Genomic DNA, 16,004 nt, shown 5'->3' with positions numbered 1-16,004 from the left:
GACCATGCCTTTGCTCTAAGTGTTGCCCGATATCGGCAATTGATCCTGGCTTTTGCCGAAAATTTGTATCATTAATGGGTAGGCTTCAATCAGGAGAATGCATGATGTCTAACTTTTCCTCCGTCGCGTTGCTAGGTCCTGGCGCTATTGGCACAACCATTGCCGCCGTGCTGCATGAAGCGGGCCGTAAACCGCTGCTCTGCGGACGCACCGCACATCAGCGATTGATTTTACGCCGGGATGACGGCGAAACGATCCTTCCAGGGCCCGTATTGACCGATCCGCATACGCTGGAACGCCCGGTTGAGTTGCTGTTTGTGGCGGTGAAAACCACCCAGGTAGCGGATTGCGCGGGCTGGCTTAACGCGCTGTGTGATGAAAACACGGTGGTCTGCGCGCTACAGAACGGCGTTGAACAGGAAAGCCTGCTTGACTCCTATGTTAACGGCGCAAAGGTGTTGCCTTCGGTTGTCTGGTTTCCGGCACAACGAGAGGCGGATGCTTCGGTATGGTTACGTGCCAAACCGCGCCTGACGCTACCCGATACGCCGCAGGTGAAGAGGATAGTCGAGGTTCTCAACGGTACCCGCTGCGCGGTTGAGTTGACGGCAGATTTCACCTCGGTCGCCTGGCGGAAACTGCTGCAAAATGCCGTCGCTGGCCTGATGGTACTGGCGAATCGCCGCGCCGGGATGTTTTCGCGCCAGGACATCACCGGGTTGGCGCTGGCCTATCTTCACGAGTGTCTGGCGGTGGCGCGCGCCGCAGGGGCGGTACTCGCCGATAGCGTGCCGCAGGAAATTGTTGATGGGTTTCATCAGGCGCCGGCGGATTTAAGCACCTCGATACTCGCCGACCGTCAGGCCAATCGTCCGCTGGAATGGGACATCCGTAACGGAGTCATACAACGCTATGGCCGAAGGTTGGGCGTTGCCACACCCATCAGCGATGTCGTCGTGCCGCTGCTGGCGGCCGCAAGCGAGGGACCTGGCTAAGATTGCTTCAAAAAAATTACCGTATTTGTTATAGTGTTACTCACTGATTATTTACCTCTGCGGTGCCAAAAAGAACAAGATTCACCGCAACCCAGGATAAGAAAATGTTAGATTACCGCTTCCCGACAGCTTTGCAGATGGTTCTCAGCGTAGCGATGGCGGAGCAATTGGGTGAACGTTCGACGAGCGCGATTCTGGCCTACGGCCTGGAGGCCAACCCGAGCTTTATCCGTAAACTCATGGTTCCGCTCACTCGCGACGGTATCATCGTTTCCACGCTTGGCCGCAACGGCTCTATTCATCTTGGCCGCCCTGCCGACCAAATTACGCTACGTGATATCTATCTTTCCGTTATTGAAGATAAAAAACTGTGGGCGTCTCGCCCTGACGTCCCGGCTCGCTGCGTGGTCAGCGCCAATGCTTGCTGGTACTTTAAGTCCGTAGCCGATGAAGCCGAGCAGGCGTCGCTCGCGGTGTTAGCTCGCCACACCGTGGCAAGCGCCCTGGAAGAGGTCAAAAAAGCCGATACCAGCGGCTGCGATCCGCTGCCTGAGCTGACTGCCCGCTATAAAGAAGCGCATTAACTTTTCTTGTTGCGAAAAAAACCGCCTTAAACGAAAAGGCGGTTTTTTGTTATTAGCAGCGACCTACGCGGGCAGGACGTCCCTTGCCTGTTTGCCACGCGTCACCAGTTTTCGCAGCGTCACATAAAACACCGGCGTCAGGAACAAGCCAAACAGCGTCACGCCGAGCATACCGGAGAACACCGTGATCCCGGTGGCGCCGCGCACTTCCGCCCCCGCGCCGTGGCCAAGAATCAGCGGGATCGTCCCGGCGATAAAGGCAATCGAGGTCATGATAATCGGGCGTAAACGCAGGCGACAGGCTTCCAGCGCCGCTTCCATAATCCCTTTACCCTGAATTTCCAGTTCGCGGGCAAACTCGACAATCAGAATCGCGTTTTTACACGCCAGCCCCATCAGCACCACCAGCCCCACCTGCACAAATACGTTATTGTCGCCGCCGGTCAGCCAGACGCCAAACAGCGCGGAGAGCATGGTCATCGGGACGATAAGGATAACCGCCAGCGGTAGCGTCCAGCTTTCATACAGCGCCGCCAGCACCAGGAACGCCAGCAGGACCGCGACCGGGAAGACGATCAGCGCCGTATTGCCCTGCGTGGCCTGCTGGAAGCTGAGATCCGTCCACTCAATATTCATCCCGTTCGGCAGTATCTGCTTAGACATGCCCGCCAGCTGCGTCATCGCCTGCGTGGACGAGAGCACGCGGGGATCGGCATCGCCAATCAAATCCGCCGCCGGATAGCCATTGTAGCGAATCACCGGATCCGGCCCGTAGGTGGTATTAATATTCACCATACTGCCAATTGGCACCATTTCGCCCTGATTATTGCGGGTGCGTAAATTAGCGATATCTTCCACGCTGTCGCGGAACGGCCCATCGGCCTGCGCCATCACGCGCCAGGTACGCCCAAACTGGTTAAAATCATTCACATACGATGACCCCAGATAGGTTTGCAGCGTACCGAAAAGGTCGGTCAACGACACGCCCTGCGCTTTCGCTTTATCACGATCGACCTGCACATCCAGCTGCGGCACGTTCGCCTGGTAGGTCGAGATAGGGAAATGCATTCCCGGCGTCTGCATAATTGAACCCGACATCGCGTTCACCGCGTTTTGCAACGCGCCATAACCCAGACCGGCGCGATCCTGAATATACAACGAATAGCCGGAACCCTGACCCAGTCCTAAAATCGGCGGCGGCAGAATCGAGAAACCAAAGCCCTGCTGAATTTGCGCGATTTTGGCGTTAATCTCGGCGTTAATTTCCGCAGCGGTATGTTTTCGCTGGTCGAACGGTTTCAGACCAAAAAAGACCGTCCCGGTATTCGGCGTATTGGTGAACTGCAGGGCATTAAGCCCCGGAAAGGCCACCGCATAATCCACGCCTTCGGTATTCATACCGATTTCGCTCATTTTGCGGATCACGGCGTCGGTGCGCGCCAGTGAAGAGCCTTCCGGCATTTTCACGCCGCCAATTAAATACAGTTTATCCTGCGTCGGAATAAATCCGCCGGGTACGACTTTAAACATCACGCCAGCCGCGCAGAGCAGCAGGACGTAGACCACAAACACCGCGCCGCGTCGCCCGAGCGTTTTGCCCACCAGCCCCTGATAGCCGTTTGAGCTACGATGGAAAAAACGGTTAAACGGACGGAAAATCCAGCCGAACAAGCGATCGATAAGCCGGGTCGGGAAATCTTTCGTCGCACCGTGCGGTTTTAACAGCAGCGCAGCCAGCGCCGGCGAGAGCGTCAGCGAGTTGATGGCGGAGATCACCGTCGATATCGCAATCGTCACCGCAAACTGCTTGTAAAACTGTCCCGTTACCCCGGAGAGGAATGCCATCGGCACGAACACCGCGCACAACACCAGCGCGATAGCGATAATCGGCCCGGAGACTTCGCGCATCGCCTGATGCGCCGCCGCTAGCGGAGCCAGCCCCTCTTCAATGTTTCGTTCGACGTTTTCCACCACCACGATGGCATCATCCACGACGATACCGATCGCCAGTACCAACCCGAACAAACTCAGGGTATTCAGCGAAAAGCCCAGCAGATAAAGAATGCTGAAGGTGCCCACCACCGATACCGGCACCGCAATCAGCGGAATAATCGACGCACGCCACGTCTGCAGGAACAAAATTACCACCAGCACCACCAACACTACCGCTTCCAGCAGCGTTTGCACCACCGCGCGAATCGAATCGCGCACAAACACTGTCGGATCGTACGGCGCCGCCCATTTCATATCTTCCGGGAAACGGGTGGAGAGTTCGTTCATTTTCGCGCGTACGGCGTTAGACAAATCGATAGCATTCGCCCCCGGCGACTGGAAAATACCAATCCCGACCGCGTCTTTATTGTTAAGCTGGGAACGTAACGCATAGCTACCCGAGCCCATTTCGATACGCGCCACGTCGCGCAGGCGCACCAGCGAACCGTCTTGCGCCGTTTTCAGAATAATATTGCCAAACTCTTCTTCCGTATGCAGACGCCCCTGGGCGTTAATAGAGATCAAAAAATCGCTCTCTTTCGGCAGCGGCTCGGCGCCCAGCTGTCCGGCGGAAACCTGAACGTTTTGCTCCTGCATCGCCGTCACCACATCCGATGCGGTTAACCCGCGCGCCGCAACCTTATTGGGATCCAGCCAGATGCGCATCGCATATTCACCCGAGCCGAAAATCTGGATCTGCCCGACGCCGGGCAGACGCGCGAGTTCATCTTTGACTTTCAACGTGGCGTAGTTACGCATATACAGTGAATCGTACTTACCGCCGGGTGAAAACAGATGCACAACCAGCGTCAGGGTTGGCGATTGCTTCTGGGTGGTGATGCCTAAACGCCGCACATCTTCCGGAAGACGCGCCTCGGCCTGTGATACCCGGTTTTGCACCTGAACCTGCGCCTGATCGGGGTCGGTTCCCGGACGGAAAGTGACGGTAGTTACCAGCACGCCGTCAGAGCCTGCGACGGATTTCATGTACATCATATTTTCGACGCCGTTGATGGCTTCTTCCAATGGCGTCGCCACGGTCTCCGCAATCACTTTCGGGTTGGCGCCGGGATATTCCGCCCGCACCTGCACGCTGGGCGGTACAACGTCAGGATATTCGCTGACCGGCAACAGCGGAATGGCGATCAAGCCGGTGATAAAAATCAAAATCGACAGCACGGCGGCAAAAATCGGCCTATCGATAAAAAAGCGGGAAAAGTCCATAGATCGGATTCTCAGATAAGGGATCAGTTGAGGGCGGCGCTGGTAGTCATGGCAACGTTCTTCGCGTTAACCGGCATCCCCGGCATAAACACTTTTTGTAAGCCATCGACGATAACTTTGTCGCCTGGGTTCAGCCCCTGCTTGACGATACGTAAACCGGCAGCCAGCCGCCCCGGCGCGATATCGCGACGCTGAGCTTTACCTTCTTTATCAACGATATAGACATATTTACGGTCCTGATCGGTCAGTACCGCTTTGTCGTCGATAAGCGTGGCTTTGAATTCAGCGCTACCCGGCAAGCGGACGCGGGCAAAGAGTCCCGGCGTGAACAGACGCTGCGAATTGTCCAGCAGCGCGCGCATGCGGATCGTACCGGTGCTCGGCGTTAACTGATTATCCAGAAAATCCACTTTGCCCTGATGAGGGTAGCCCTCTTCGCCCACAAGGCCGATCTCAACCGGTAATGCCTGGTGGCTGCTGGAGGCCCCTTGCCCCCTGCGGGCAAGATTTTGATAGTGAAGATAGGTAGACTCATCCACGTCAAAGTAGACGTAAACCGTTTTCTGCGACACCAGCGTGGTAAGAACGCTGGCGGTATCGCCGGCGGTGACCAGATTACCGCTGGTGATTAACGCGCGGCTGGCGCGGCCGTCGATAGGCGCGGTCACTTTGGTGAAGTCCAGATTAAGCTGCGCGGCATCAACCGCCGCCTGCGCGGCGCGAATATCCGCTTGCGCCTGGACCGCGGCGGAGCGGCGCTGCTCCCACTCTTCCCGGGATACCAGGTTGGTATTGATTAATTTATCGGTGCGGTTTGCTTCACTGCGCGCCAGGCTGGCTTGCGTTTTCGCTCTTGCCAGGCTTGCCTGCGCCTGTTCCAGCGCGGCGCGATAGGTTCGATCGTCAATGGTGAATAACACCTCCCCCTTCTTCACCTCCTGACCGTCGGTGTAATTCACTTTATCAATGTAGCCAGAGACGCGGGGACGTAGCTGCACGCTTTCCACCGCCTCAATCCGGCCATTAAAGCTATCCCACTGACTAATGGATTTCACCACCACCTCAGCGGCGCTGACGGCAGGCGCTTGCGGCGCGGCGTTTTGCGCGACGCCTTCATCGCAGCCGGCGAGCAGCGCCGAGAGTAGCACCATACCTACTGCAGTCAGATGACGTTTTCCCCAGATTTTTTGCAGGCTCATTATTTTTATTCCGGTAATTGTCGCCGCCGGGCAAGACGCTGCGGGAGACGCCGCGCCACTTCCTTTGTCCGGGCAGGCTTGAGGCCATTTGTGCCGTTCATCGCCACAAAACTGTAACAGTTGCGAATACACTATCGCGGCGATTGTAGGAAGGCGCTTAACTAAGTGCAAGAATAATTGTTGCACTTTCTGTGCTATTCCTCTGGCTGTAGAAAGGCCTGTTTACGGCAATGAATTAATTGCAACAATAAAACTTGCAATTAATGCCAAAACGAGCCACTTTTAAATGCAACAATTAAAGATGCTTTATAATTACGTGGAGCGCAAGATGAATACTGCTGCGGTAATTCATGATCTACTCGATTGGATCGACAATAATCTCGAGAGCCGTCTGGATATCGAGACCGTTGCCAGGCGCGCGGGCTATTCGAAATGGCACCTGCAGCGGATCTTCAAGGAGCACACCGGTTACCCTCTCGCTGAATATATTCGCATGCATAAGCTGCAAAGATCGGTCGAGCGCTTAGCCAACAGCGACGAGCCCATTTTAAACGTAGCGATAGCGCTGGGTTTCGACTCCCAGCAATCTTTTAACCGCAGCTTCAAACGCCAGTATGGTCAGGCGCCCGGCGCCTGGCGACGAAGCGTCTCCGGCTCTCAAACGCCACCACTGCGCTTACCGTCGTGATAATCGTCCTCAGGGAATCGGTGAGCGAAAGGTAGAAGCACCTATGTTTAGCAGCTATCAGGTCGTAGCGCCTACCGTTATGATTGGCCCATACCAAACAAACAAGGACGCGTTACCATGCTGAACAAATCGCCGTTGGTGTTGTTATTGTTCCCTTTACTGCTGGCAGGCTGTCATCATCCTCAGCCCACGCCGCGCGCGGCGGCGAGCGCCACCGAAGTAGACGACCTTTTCGCCAGCCTCCCTTCGACGAAGCCATCAAGTCGGGCTACCTACGCGTATCAGATAATGACCGCCGTCAAAGCCAAAATGCCTGATTCCGCGGAATATTCCGGGCAAACCTGTACACTTCGTATGTCGCTTCAGCGCGATGGCACGGTGAGTTCCACCAGCGTAGAAAAAGGCGATCGGCAACTCTGCGACAAGCTATTAGCTGCAATTAAGCAGGCCAAAATTCCTGCTGCGCCTGATGATGAAGCTTATCAAGGATTTAATAATGTCACGGTCGATTTTAAACCATAAGACCAGCGCTTAATTACCAGCAATACGGCATTCAACCGGCCGTCATCCGTAGTATATTAGAAGCAATCTCGGTTATCAGGTAATTGCAATGTCTTACTCCATCGGCGAATTTTCCCGTCTTTGCGGCATCAACGCAACCACGCTGCGGGCCTGGCAACGCCGGTACGGCCTGCTTAAACCCGAGCGCACCGATGGAGGCCACCGCCTCTATAACGATAACGATGTCCAGCTGGCGCTGAAAATTCTCGACTGGGTAAAAAAAGGTGTTCCCGTAAGCCAGGTCAAACCGCTGTTGACCCGCCCTGATAGCGGCCCAGGCAATAACTGGCTTGTCCTGCAGGACAACATGCTGCAGCGGCTGAAAGAGGGAAAAATCGAATCCCTGCGCCAGCTGATTTACGACGCCGGTCGGGAATATCCCCGCCCTGAGCTGGTTACCAACGTATTGCGCCCGTTACGCAGTAAGGTATCGGCTAATGTGCCGGCGATGCAGACCCTGCGTGAGCTCCTCGACGGCATTATCATCTCCTACACCTCCTTTTGTCTTGAAGGCGATAAACGCGCGCCGGGCGATAACTATCTGATTACCGGCTGGCACCTGAGCGACCCATGTGAAATCTGGCTGGAAACGCTCATGCGCACCGGACAAGGTCATCGCATTGATGTGCTGCCGATGCCGCCCACCGCGCTGGCCCCGGAAATATTCCCTCAACGCCGCTGGTTACTGGTGACCTCGGGCCAGCTCACCGCCGCACGCCAGAGGCAGATAGACCTCTGGCGCCAGCACGTTGCCTCTCTGGACGTTATCTCGCTGTAAAAAAGCTTTGCACCTGTGCGCGATGTTCTCCGCTAAAAAAGCACACCAAAAACTTGGACAAAAAATCATGATTGTGTAAGTTTAATATATCGGGTCGAACGCTTTTGCGGGACGGCTCATCCAGTGAGAACAAAGCGAGGAGTACGCCATGAATAAGCAACCTGTCATTGGCATCAGCGGCTGTTTAACCGGCTCGTCCGTGCGCTTTGATGGCGGACATAAACGATCGCCATTTGCGATGGATGAACTGGCGTCGTGGGTAACCTTCAAACCCATTTGTCCGGAAATGGCCATCGGCCTGGGCTCTCCTCGACCGGCCCTGCGCCTGGTGCAGACCGGCGCAGGTGAGATTCAGATGCGTTTTAGCAGCGACCCGCACGACGATGTCACGGGCAAAATGAAGAATTTTACCGCCGGTTACCTGCCTGGGCTCGGCGAATTAGCAGGCTTTATCGTCTGTGCCAAATCACCGAGCTGCGGTATGGAACGCGTGCGCCTGTATGATGAAAAAGGCAACCGTGGGCGCAAAGAAGGTACCGGCCTGTTTACCCGCGCGTTGATGGAAGCCTATCCGTGGTTGCCGGTAGAAGAGGATGGACGACTGCACGACCCGCAGTTAAGAGAGAATTTTGTCGAGCGTCTTTTCGCCCTACATGAACTGAATACGCTGCGGGCCAATGGCCTGACCCGTCGGGCGTTAATGGATTTTCATAGCCGCTATAAACTGCAGTTGCTGGCGCATCATCAGGCCGGCTATCGCGAAATTGGCCCTTTCGTCGCCTCGATGCATCAATGGCAGGACCTGGATGCCTTTTTCGTCGCCTACCGCGATAAACTGATGGCGATCCTGAAAAATACCGCCTCCAGGAAAAACCACACCAATGTGCTGATGCATATTCAGGGCTATTTCCGCGAACGGTTGAATAGCCGTCAGCGCGGCGAGCTGCGTGACGTGATACTGCATTATCGCGCGGGGCTGCTCCCTATTCTGGCGCCCCTGACGCTGCTTAAGCACTACCTGGCCGAATATCCCGACCGCTATCTGCAGACGCAGAACTATTTTGATCCCTACCCGCAGGATTTAGCCCTGCGTCTGGGCGTCAATTAGCAGCCAGGCTGTGTGCATTACGACGAAGCGTAGCTACTTCTTCTTGTTCATCATGGCTTTTAAATCGGCAAAAGGATTGTAGGTGGCTTCACCGACATCCTTTTGCGCATCTTCACCGGCCACCACTCTTGTACCGTACTGGTCGGCCTCAGTGTACTTGGAATGCTCGTGATCGTGACAATACAGACACAATAGTTCCCAGTTGCTGCCATCTTCCGGGTTATTGGTATGATCGTGATCGATGTGATGTACCGTCAATTCACGCAGGTTGGAGTAGACAAACTCGCGCGAGCAGCGTCCGCAGACCCATGGATAAATTTTAAGCGCCTTCTCGCGATAGCCACTTTCCAGGCGGGCATAGTTTTTAGGGATCAAAGCCATGGCAGATGTTACCTGTGATAAAGAGATAATTTACGATAATAGCGCCAATATAGCGTAAAACGGAGCAGGAAAGGAAATCGATGCGCAGACGTGAGCAGTAGCTAAATCCCGGCGTGGCGCCGGGAAGAGGATTATTAATGGCTGGTCACTGCCGCCGCCGCGACCGGATGATCCGCTGAAGCGACAACCGTGGTACGCGCAACTGGGTGGCGACCGTTATCGCTGGTTGCCGCCGCCACCGCCACCGGATGGTCAGCCGAAGCGACAGCCGCGGTGCGCGCCACCGGATGGTTACCGTTATCGCCGGTTGCCGCCGCTACCGCCACCGGATGATCGGCTGAGGCTACGGCTGCGGTCCTTGCGACCGGATGGTAACCCGCGAAGGCAGAAATACTCGCTGATGCTAATACCAGGGTCAAAATAATCTTTTTCATAATATCACCTCTAATAATAACCTGGATAACCAGGCAAAATATGGCAATCAATAAAGCCAATGGATGATTTACCGTAGCAAGCGGCAGTGGGCATGAATAGCTCACTGTTATTTAATTATGGATAACCCGGTACAAAGCAAATAAAAACGGGAGCCCTTAGGCTCCCGTTTCGCATTAATCCAGGAAACCGGATTACATGTTTTTAATGATCGCGTCGCCAAACTCAGAGCATTTCAGCAGCTTAGCGCCTTCCATCAGACGTTCGAAGTCATAGGTCACGGTCTTAGCGGCGATAGCGCCTTCCATGCCTTTAACAATCAGGTCTGCGGCTTCGAACCACTGCATGTGACGCAGCATCATTTCTGCGGACAGGATGATGGAACCTGGGTTCACTTTGTCCTGGCCGGCATACTTCGGCGCAGTACCGTGGGTAGCTTCGAACAGCGCGCACTCGTCGCCAATGTTGGCGCCCGGCGCGATACCGATACCGCCAACCTGCGCCGCCAGGGCGTCAGAGATGTAGTCGCCGTTCAGGTTCATACAGGCGATAACATCGTATTCAGCCGGACGCAGCAGGATTTGCTGCAGGAACGCATCGGCGATCACGTCTTTAACCACGATCTCTTTGCCGGTGTTCGGGTTCTTGATTTTCACCCACGGGCCGCCGTCGATCAGCTCACCGCCGAACTCTTCGCGAGCCAGCTGGTAACCCCAGTCTTTGAACGCGCCTTCGGTGAACTTCATGATGTTGCCTTTGTGCACCAGGGTCACGGAATCACGATCGTTGGTGATCGCGTATTCGATAGCGGCGCGTACCAGGCGTTTGGTACCTTCTTCAGAGCACGGCTTGATGCCGATACCGCAATGTTCCGGGAAGCGAATTTTCTTCACGCCCATCTCATCGCGCAGGAATTTGATAACTTTGTCAGCTTCGGCAGAATCTGCTTTCCACTCGATACCCGCATAAATATCTTCGGAGTTTTCACGGAAGATAACCATATCGGTCAGCTCCGGGTGTTTAACCGGGCTCGGGGTGCCCTGATAGTAACGTACCGGACGCAGGCAAACGTAGAGATCCAGCTCCTGACGCAGCGCCACGTTCAGAGAACGGATGCCGCCGCCAACTGGCGTCGTCAGAGGACCTTTAATAGCAACGCGGTAATCACGAATCAGATCGAGGGTTTCAGCAGGCAGCCAGACATCCTGGCCGTAAACGTGGGTAGATTTTTCACCGGTGTAAACTTCCATCCAGGAAATTTTACGCTCGCCTTTATAGGCTTTCTCAACGGCGGCATCAACCACTTTCAGCATCGCTGGGGTAACGTCAACACCGATACCATCGCCTTCAATGAACGGGATAATCGGGTTATGAGGGACGTTCAGTTTGCCGTTTTGCAGGGTGATTTTCTGACCTTCCGCCGGAACTACTACTTTGCTTTCCATTAACCTCTCCTTCGAGCGCTTCTGGTTCTGCTCTTCCCTCTTCACGCGAGCCTGGTGTTGGCTTAGTCGGCCTACTCCTGAGTACCGGGTCGCCCCGCTAACCGGAGATTCGCGTCCGTGTTGCCTTCCTGCCTGTATTGCGAATCGGTTTGAGCAATTTTTTGTTAATAATTTGTAATGAGCATGTCAATACTACCTGAATGTTTGCGTCCATGAAAGGCATTCGTAATTAGGCTATAATGCGGCAATTGAGAGAGCCTGAAAATACCATGCAGAAAACTTCATTTAGAAAACATCGCGTTGAGCGATTCAGCACACAACAAGTGACCAGACAACGTAAAGAACGCCAGCTTAAAACTGTGATCTTGTTCAATAAACCCTACGATGTGTTGCCGCAATTTACCGACGAGTCCGGGCGCAGCACGCTGAAGGATTTTATTCCGGTCGCCGGCGTTTACGCCGCCGGTCGTCTTGACCGCGACAGCGAAGGTTTGCTGGTGCTGACCAACGATGGCGCGCTACAGGCAAAACTGACCCAGCCCGGTAAGCGCACCGGCAAAATTTACTACGTTCAGGTGGAAGGCGAACCTACAGAAGACGCGCTCAGCGCGCTGCGCGACGGAGTGACGCTAAACGATGGACCTACCCTACCTGCCGGCGTGGAGCTGGTGGATGAACCCGCCTGGCTTTGGCCGCGCAATCCGCCGATTCGCGAGCGTAAATCGATTCCCACTCGCTGGCTAAAAATTACCCTCCATGAGGGGCGCAACCGTCAGGTTCGTCGGATGACCGCCCATGTCGGTTTTCCGACGCTAAGGCTGATTCGCTACGCCATGGGCGGCTATACGCTTGATGGCTTAGCCAACGGCGAATGGCGCCAAACCGAATAACCGCATTCATAAGGAAGCTCGATGTTTAAACCGCACGTCACCGTCGCCTGCGTGGTACACGCCAAAGGCAAATTCCTGATTGTTGAAGAGACGATTAACGGCAAAGCGCTATGGAACCAGCCAGCCGGTCATCTCGAAGCCAATGAGACTCTGGCGCAGGCCGCCGAGCGTGAACTGTGGGAAGAGACCGGTATTCGCGCCGCGCCGCAGCACTTCATCCGCATGCACCAGTGGCAAGCCCCGGATAATACGCCGTTCCTGCGCTTTCTGTTTGCCATTGAGCTTAACGATACGTGCGCTACTGAACCGCACGACAGCGACATCGACCGCTGTCTGTGGCTCAGTGCTGAGGAAATTCTTAACGCAAAAAACCTGCGCTCGCCGCTGGTGGCGGAAAGCATCCGCAGCTATCAGCAGGATCCGCGGCATCCGCTGTCGCTGATTGCGGAATTTAACTGGCCGTTCACAGGGGGTGCCTGAACGGTTGGCGCGTGCTAGAATACGCCGCCTTGAAGTTCAATGTGGTGAGTATTCCAATGTCAGAAAGTCCAAAAAAAGTGATCGTCGGCATGTCCGGCGGCGTCGATTCCTCTGTTTCCGCCTACCTTCTGCAACAGCAAGGGTATAAGGTGGAAGGCCTGTTCATGAAGAACTGGGAGGAAGACGACGGTGAGGAATACTGCACCGCCGCTGCCGACCTCGCCGACGCGCAAGCCGTCTGCGATAAGCTCGGTATTGAACTGCATACCGTCAACTTTGCCGCAGAATACTGGGATAACGTCTTCGAGCTGTTCCTCGAAGAGTATAAAGCAGGCCGTACGCCGAACCCGGATATCCTGTGCAACAAAGAGATCAAATTCAAAGCCTTCCTTGAGTTCGCCGCAGAAGACCTCGGCGCTGACTACATCGCCACTGGCCACTACGTGCGCCGCGCCGATGTCAACGGCAAAAGCCAACTGTTGCGCGGGCTCGACGGCAATAAAGACCAGAGCTATTTCCTCTACACCCTCAGCCACGAACAAATCGCGCAAAGTCTGTTCCCGGTCGGTGAGCTGGAAAAGCCGCAGGTGCGTAAAATCGCCGAAGAGCTGGATCTTATCACCGCGAAGAAAAAAGACTCTACCGGTATCTGCTTTATCGGCGAGCGTAAATTCCGCGACTTCCTTGGCCGCTATCTGCCTGCGCAGCCGGGCAAAATCATCACCGTCGATGGCGATGAGATAGGCGAACACCAGGGGCTGATGTATCACACCCTCGGCCAGCGTAAAGGGCTCGGCATCGGCGGCACTAAAGAGGGCAGCGAAGATCCATGGTACGTGGTCGATAAAGACGTGGAAAACAACGTGCTCATCGTCGCCCAGGGTCACGATCACCCGCGTCTGATGTCTGTCGGCCTGATTGCCCAGCAGCTACACTGGGTCGATCGTCAGCCGTTGCAGGGCACCCTTCGCTGTACCGTAAAAACCCGCTACCGCCAGACCGACATCCCCTGCACCGTGAAGGCGCTGGATGACGACCGCATCGAGGTTATCTTTGATGAATCCGTCGCCGCCGTGACGCCGGGACAGTCGGCTGTTTTCTATAGCGGCGAAGTGTGTCTCGGCGGCGGAATTATCGAACAGCGCCTGCCGCTGGCGTCTTGAACGACCATTTTCCGCTGGATGCCTGATTAACGCCCGGCGGGTTACAAGGAGTAAGCGTGGCGAAGAATTATTATGACATCACTCTGGCGTTGGCGGGCGTATGCCAGGCAGCGCGGCTGGTTCAGCAACTGGCGCATCAGGGGCATTGCGACAGCGACGCCCTGCACGTTTCGCTGAACAGCATCATCGATCTCGACCCGGATTCAACGCTGGCGGTATTCGGTGGTAGTGAAGCCAATCTTCGTCTCGGGCTTGAGACTCTGCTCGGCGTGCTGAATACCAGCAGCCGTCAGGGCCTCAACGCGGAACTCACCCGCTACACATTAAGCCTGATGGTGCTGGAACGTAAACTCGCCGCCAGCAAAGGGGCGATGGATACCCTCGGCAACCGCATCGGCGGCCTGCGCCGTCAGTTAGAACATTTTGATCTACAATCTGAAACGCTGCTCAGCGCGATGGCCGGCATTTACGTTGACGTCATCAGCCCGCTGGGGCCTCGCATTCAGGTCACAGGTTCCCCTGCCGTGCTGCAAAGCCCGCAGGTTCAGGCGAAGGTACGCTCTACCCTACTCGCCGGCATTCGTTCCGCCGTGCTCTGGCATCAGGTTGGCGGCGGACGTCTGCAGCTCATGTTTTCTCGCAATCGTCTGGTTAACCAGGCAAAACAAATTCTTGCTCATTTAACCCCGGAGTTATGATTTATGGAATTATCCTCACTGACCGCCGTTTCCCCCGTAGACGGCCGCTACGGCGATAAAGTCAGCGCGCTGCGCGGTATCTTCAGCGAATTCGGTTTGCTGAAATTCCGTGTACAGGTAGAAGTCCGCTGGCTGCAAAAACTGGCCGCGCACGCAGCGATCAAGGAAGTTCCTGCTTTTGCTGCCGACGCAAACGGTTTCCTTGATAAAATCGTTGCCGACTTCAGCGTAGAGGACGCGGAGCGTATCAAAACCATCGAACGCACCACCAACCACGACGTGAAAGCGGTAGAATATTTCCTCAAGGAAAAAGTCGCCGATATCGCCGAGCTGCACGCGGTGTCAGAATTCATTCACTTCGCCTGTACTTCTGAAGACATCAACAACCTGTCGCACGCGCTGATGCTGAAAACCGCCCGTGACGAAGTGGTGCTGCCGTACTGGCGCAAGCTGATTGACGCGATTAAAGATCTGGCGACCCAATACCGTGACGTGCCGCTGCTTTCTCGTACCCACGGTCAACCGGCGACCCCGTCCACCATGGGCAAAGAGATGGCTAACGTCGCCTACCGTATGGAGCGCCAGTACCGTCAGCTGAACCAGGTGGAAATCCTCGGTAAAATCAACGGCGCGGTCGGTAACTACAACGCCCACATCGCCGCCTATCCGGAAGTTGACTGGCATCAGTTCAGCGAAGAGTTCGTTACCTCGCTGGGTATCCAGTGGAACCCGTACACCACCCAGATTGAGCCGCACGACTACATCGCCGAACTGTTTGATTGCATCGCGCGCTTCAATACCATCCTGATCGATTTCGATCGCGATGTGTGGGGCTACATCGCGCTCAACCACTTCAAACAGAAAACCATCGCGGGTGAAATCGGCTCTTCAACCATGCCGCATAAAGTGAACCCGATTGACTTCGAAAACTCCGAAGGCAATCTGGGCCTGGCGAACGCCGTGATGCAGCACCTGGCCAGCAAGCTCCCGGTTTCCCGCTGGCAGCGCGACCTGACCGACTCCACCGTGCTGCGTAACCTCGGCGTGGGCATCGGCTATGCGCTGATCGCGTACCAATCCACCCTGAAAGGCGTGAGCAAGCTGGAGCTGAACCAGGATCGTCTGCTGGACGAACTGGATCACAACTGGGAAGTGCTGGCTGAGCCGATCCAGACGGTGATGCGCCGCTACGGTATCGAAAAGCCGTACGAGAAGCTGAAAGAGCTGACCCGCGGTAAGCGCGTTGACGCCGAAGGTATGCAGCAGTTCATCGACGGCCTGCCGCTGCCGGAAGCAGAAAAAATCCGCCTGAAGGCGATGACCCCGGCTAACTACATCGGCCGCGCGATCACCATGGTCGACGAGCTGAAGTAACCAGCCTGCCTC

Annotated in this window: 16 protein-coding genes; 11 read left to right on the top strand and 5 right to left on the bottom strand. The window is 55.5% G+C overall.

Annotated features, from left to right (window positions below; all coding sequences use genetic code 11):
* The first annotated feature begins 104 nt into the window (after nt 1-104).
* Entirely contained in the window at nt 105-995 is an 891-nt protein-coding gene (locus PGR10_RS00855; protein ID WP_430923089.1) for an oxidoreductase, read from the top strand.
* 104 nt (nt 996-1,099) lie between these two features.
* Nucleotides 1,100-1,579 carry an RrF2 family transcriptional regulator gene (locus tag PGR10_RS00850; protein ID WP_015705070.1) on the top strand — a complete coding sequence of 160 codons (480 nt, stop codon included), beginning with the start codon at nt 1,100-1,102 and terminating at the stop codon, nt 1,577-1,579.
* Between the two features lie 63 nt (nt 1,580-1,642).
* Here the strand turns inward: PGR10_RS00850 and oqxB are convergent, their stop codons facing one another.
* Together oqxB and PGR10_RS00840 are read right to left on the bottom strand one after the other, a co-directional pair.
* Nucleotides 1,643-4,795 (bottom strand): multidrug efflux RND transporter permease subunit OqxB, encoded by a 3,153-nt coding sequence (gene oqxB / locus PGR10_RS00845; RefSeq protein ID WP_430922765.1) that lies wholly within the window; start codon nt 4,793-4,795, stop codon nt 1,643-1,645.
* A gap of 23 nt (nt 4,796-4,818) precedes the next feature.
* The gene (locus PGR10_RS00840) at nt 4,819-5,994 is read right to left on the bottom strand and encodes an efflux RND transporter periplasmic adaptor subunit (protein WP_430922764.1); all 1,176 of its coding nucleotides are present in this window, start codon (nt 5,992-5,994) and stop codon (nt 4,819-4,821) included.
* 328 nt (nt 5,995-6,322) lie between these two features.
* On the opposite strand from PGR10_RS00840, the gene PGR10_RS00835 reads away from it, so the two are divergent.
* The 4 genes from PGR10_RS00835 (at nt 6,323) to PGR10_RS00820 (ending at nt 9,129) form a co-directional block, all read left to right on the top strand.
* Nucleotides 6,323-6,682 (top strand): helix-turn-helix domain-containing protein, encoded by a 360-nt coding sequence (locus PGR10_RS00835; protein WP_045393772.1) that lies wholly within the window; start codon nt 6,323-6,325, stop codon nt 6,680-6,682.
* A gap of 117 nt (nt 6,683-6,799) precedes the next feature.
* Entirely contained in the window at nt 6,800-7,204 is a 405-nt protein-coding gene (gene tolA / locus PGR10_RS00830; RefSeq protein WP_430922763.1) for a cell envelope integrity protein TolA, read from the top strand.
* A gap of 88 nt (nt 7,205-7,292) precedes the next feature.
* Nucleotides 7,293-8,021 (top strand): MerR family transcriptional regulator, encoded by a 729-nt coding sequence (locus PGR10_RS00825; RefSeq protein WP_430922762.1) that lies wholly within the window; start codon nt 7,293-7,295, stop codon nt 8,019-8,021.
* Nucleotides 8,022-8,169: 148 nt separating this feature from the next.
* Nucleotides 8,170-9,129, top strand: coding sequence for a YbgA family protein (locus tag PGR10_RS00820; RefSeq protein ID WP_213316708.1), 960 nt, complete (start codon nt 8,170-8,172; stop codon nt 9,127-9,129).
* 33 nt (nt 9,130-9,162) lie between these two features.
* Here the strand turns inward: PGR10_RS00820 and yajD are convergent, their stop codons facing one another.
* The 3 genes from yajD to icd all read right to left on the bottom strand — a co-directional run bounded on the left by yajD (nt 9,163) and on the right by icd (nt 11,387).
* A complete protein-coding gene (gene yajD, locus PGR10_RS00815; protein ID WP_015367133.1) occupies nt 9,163-9,510 on the bottom strand; it encodes an HNH nuclease YajD in 348 nt (115 codons plus the stop codon).
* 134 nt (nt 9,511-9,644) lie between these two features.
* Entirely contained in the window at nt 9,645-9,944 is a 300-nt protein-coding gene (locus tag PGR10_RS00810; protein ID WP_113374181.1) for a hypothetical protein, read from the bottom strand.
* A 192-nt stretch (nt 9,945-10,136) separates the two neighbouring features.
* A complete protein-coding gene (icd, locus tag PGR10_RS00805) occupies nt 10,137-11,387 on the bottom strand; it encodes an NADP-dependent isocitrate dehydrogenase (RefSeq protein WP_015705065.1) in 1,251 nt (416 codons plus the stop codon).
* A 239-nt stretch (nt 11,388-11,626) separates the two neighbouring features.
* Here icd and rluE point away from each other — a divergent pair, with 239 nt between their 5' ends.
* From rluE to purB, 5 genes are read left to right on the top strand one after another with little or no spacing between them, the layout of a single operon-like run.
* Nucleotides 11,627-12,277, top strand: a complete 651-nt coding sequence (gene rluE, locus PGR10_RS00800) for a 23S rRNA pseudouridine(2457) synthase RluE (protein ID WP_430922761.1) — start codon at nt 11,627-11,629, stop codon at nt 12,275-12,277.
* Between the two features lie 21 nt (nt 12,278-12,298).
* Nucleotides 12,299-12,757 (top strand): NUDIX hydrolase, encoded by a 459-nt coding sequence (locus tag PGR10_RS00795; protein ID WP_015367142.1) that lies wholly within the window; start codon nt 12,299-12,301, stop codon nt 12,755-12,757.
* Nucleotides 12,758-12,813: 56 nt separating this feature from the next.
* Nucleotides 12,814-13,920, top strand: coding sequence for a tRNA 2-thiouridine(34) synthase MnmA (gene mnmA / locus PGR10_RS00790; protein WP_430922760.1), 1,107 nt, complete (start codon nt 12,814-12,816; stop codon nt 13,918-13,920).
* A 56-nt stretch (nt 13,921-13,976) separates the two neighbouring features.
* The gene (gene hflD / locus PGR10_RS00785; protein ID WP_015367144.1) at nt 13,977-14,618 is read left to right on the top strand and encodes a high frequency lysogenization protein HflD; all 642 of its coding nucleotides are present in this window, start codon (nt 13,977-13,979) and stop codon (nt 14,616-14,618) included.
* Nucleotides 14,619-14,621: 3 nt separating this feature from the next.
* The gene (purB, locus tag PGR10_RS00780) at nt 14,622-15,992 is read left to right on the top strand and encodes an adenylosuccinate lyase (protein WP_045393751.1); all 1,371 of its coding nucleotides are present in this window, start codon (nt 14,622-14,624) and stop codon (nt 15,990-15,992) included.
* Nucleotides 15,993-16,004: the final 12 nt, after the last annotated feature.

Source organism: Klebsiella sp. 141198, assembly GCF_050600785.1.
GTDB classification, from domain to species: domain Bacteria; phylum Pseudomonadota; class Gammaproteobacteria; order Enterobacterales; family Enterobacteriaceae; genus Klebsiella; species Klebsiella aerogenes.
The sequence above is the reverse complement of the archived record's forward strand: the minus strand, read 5'-3'. Positions and strand labels throughout refer to the sequence as shown.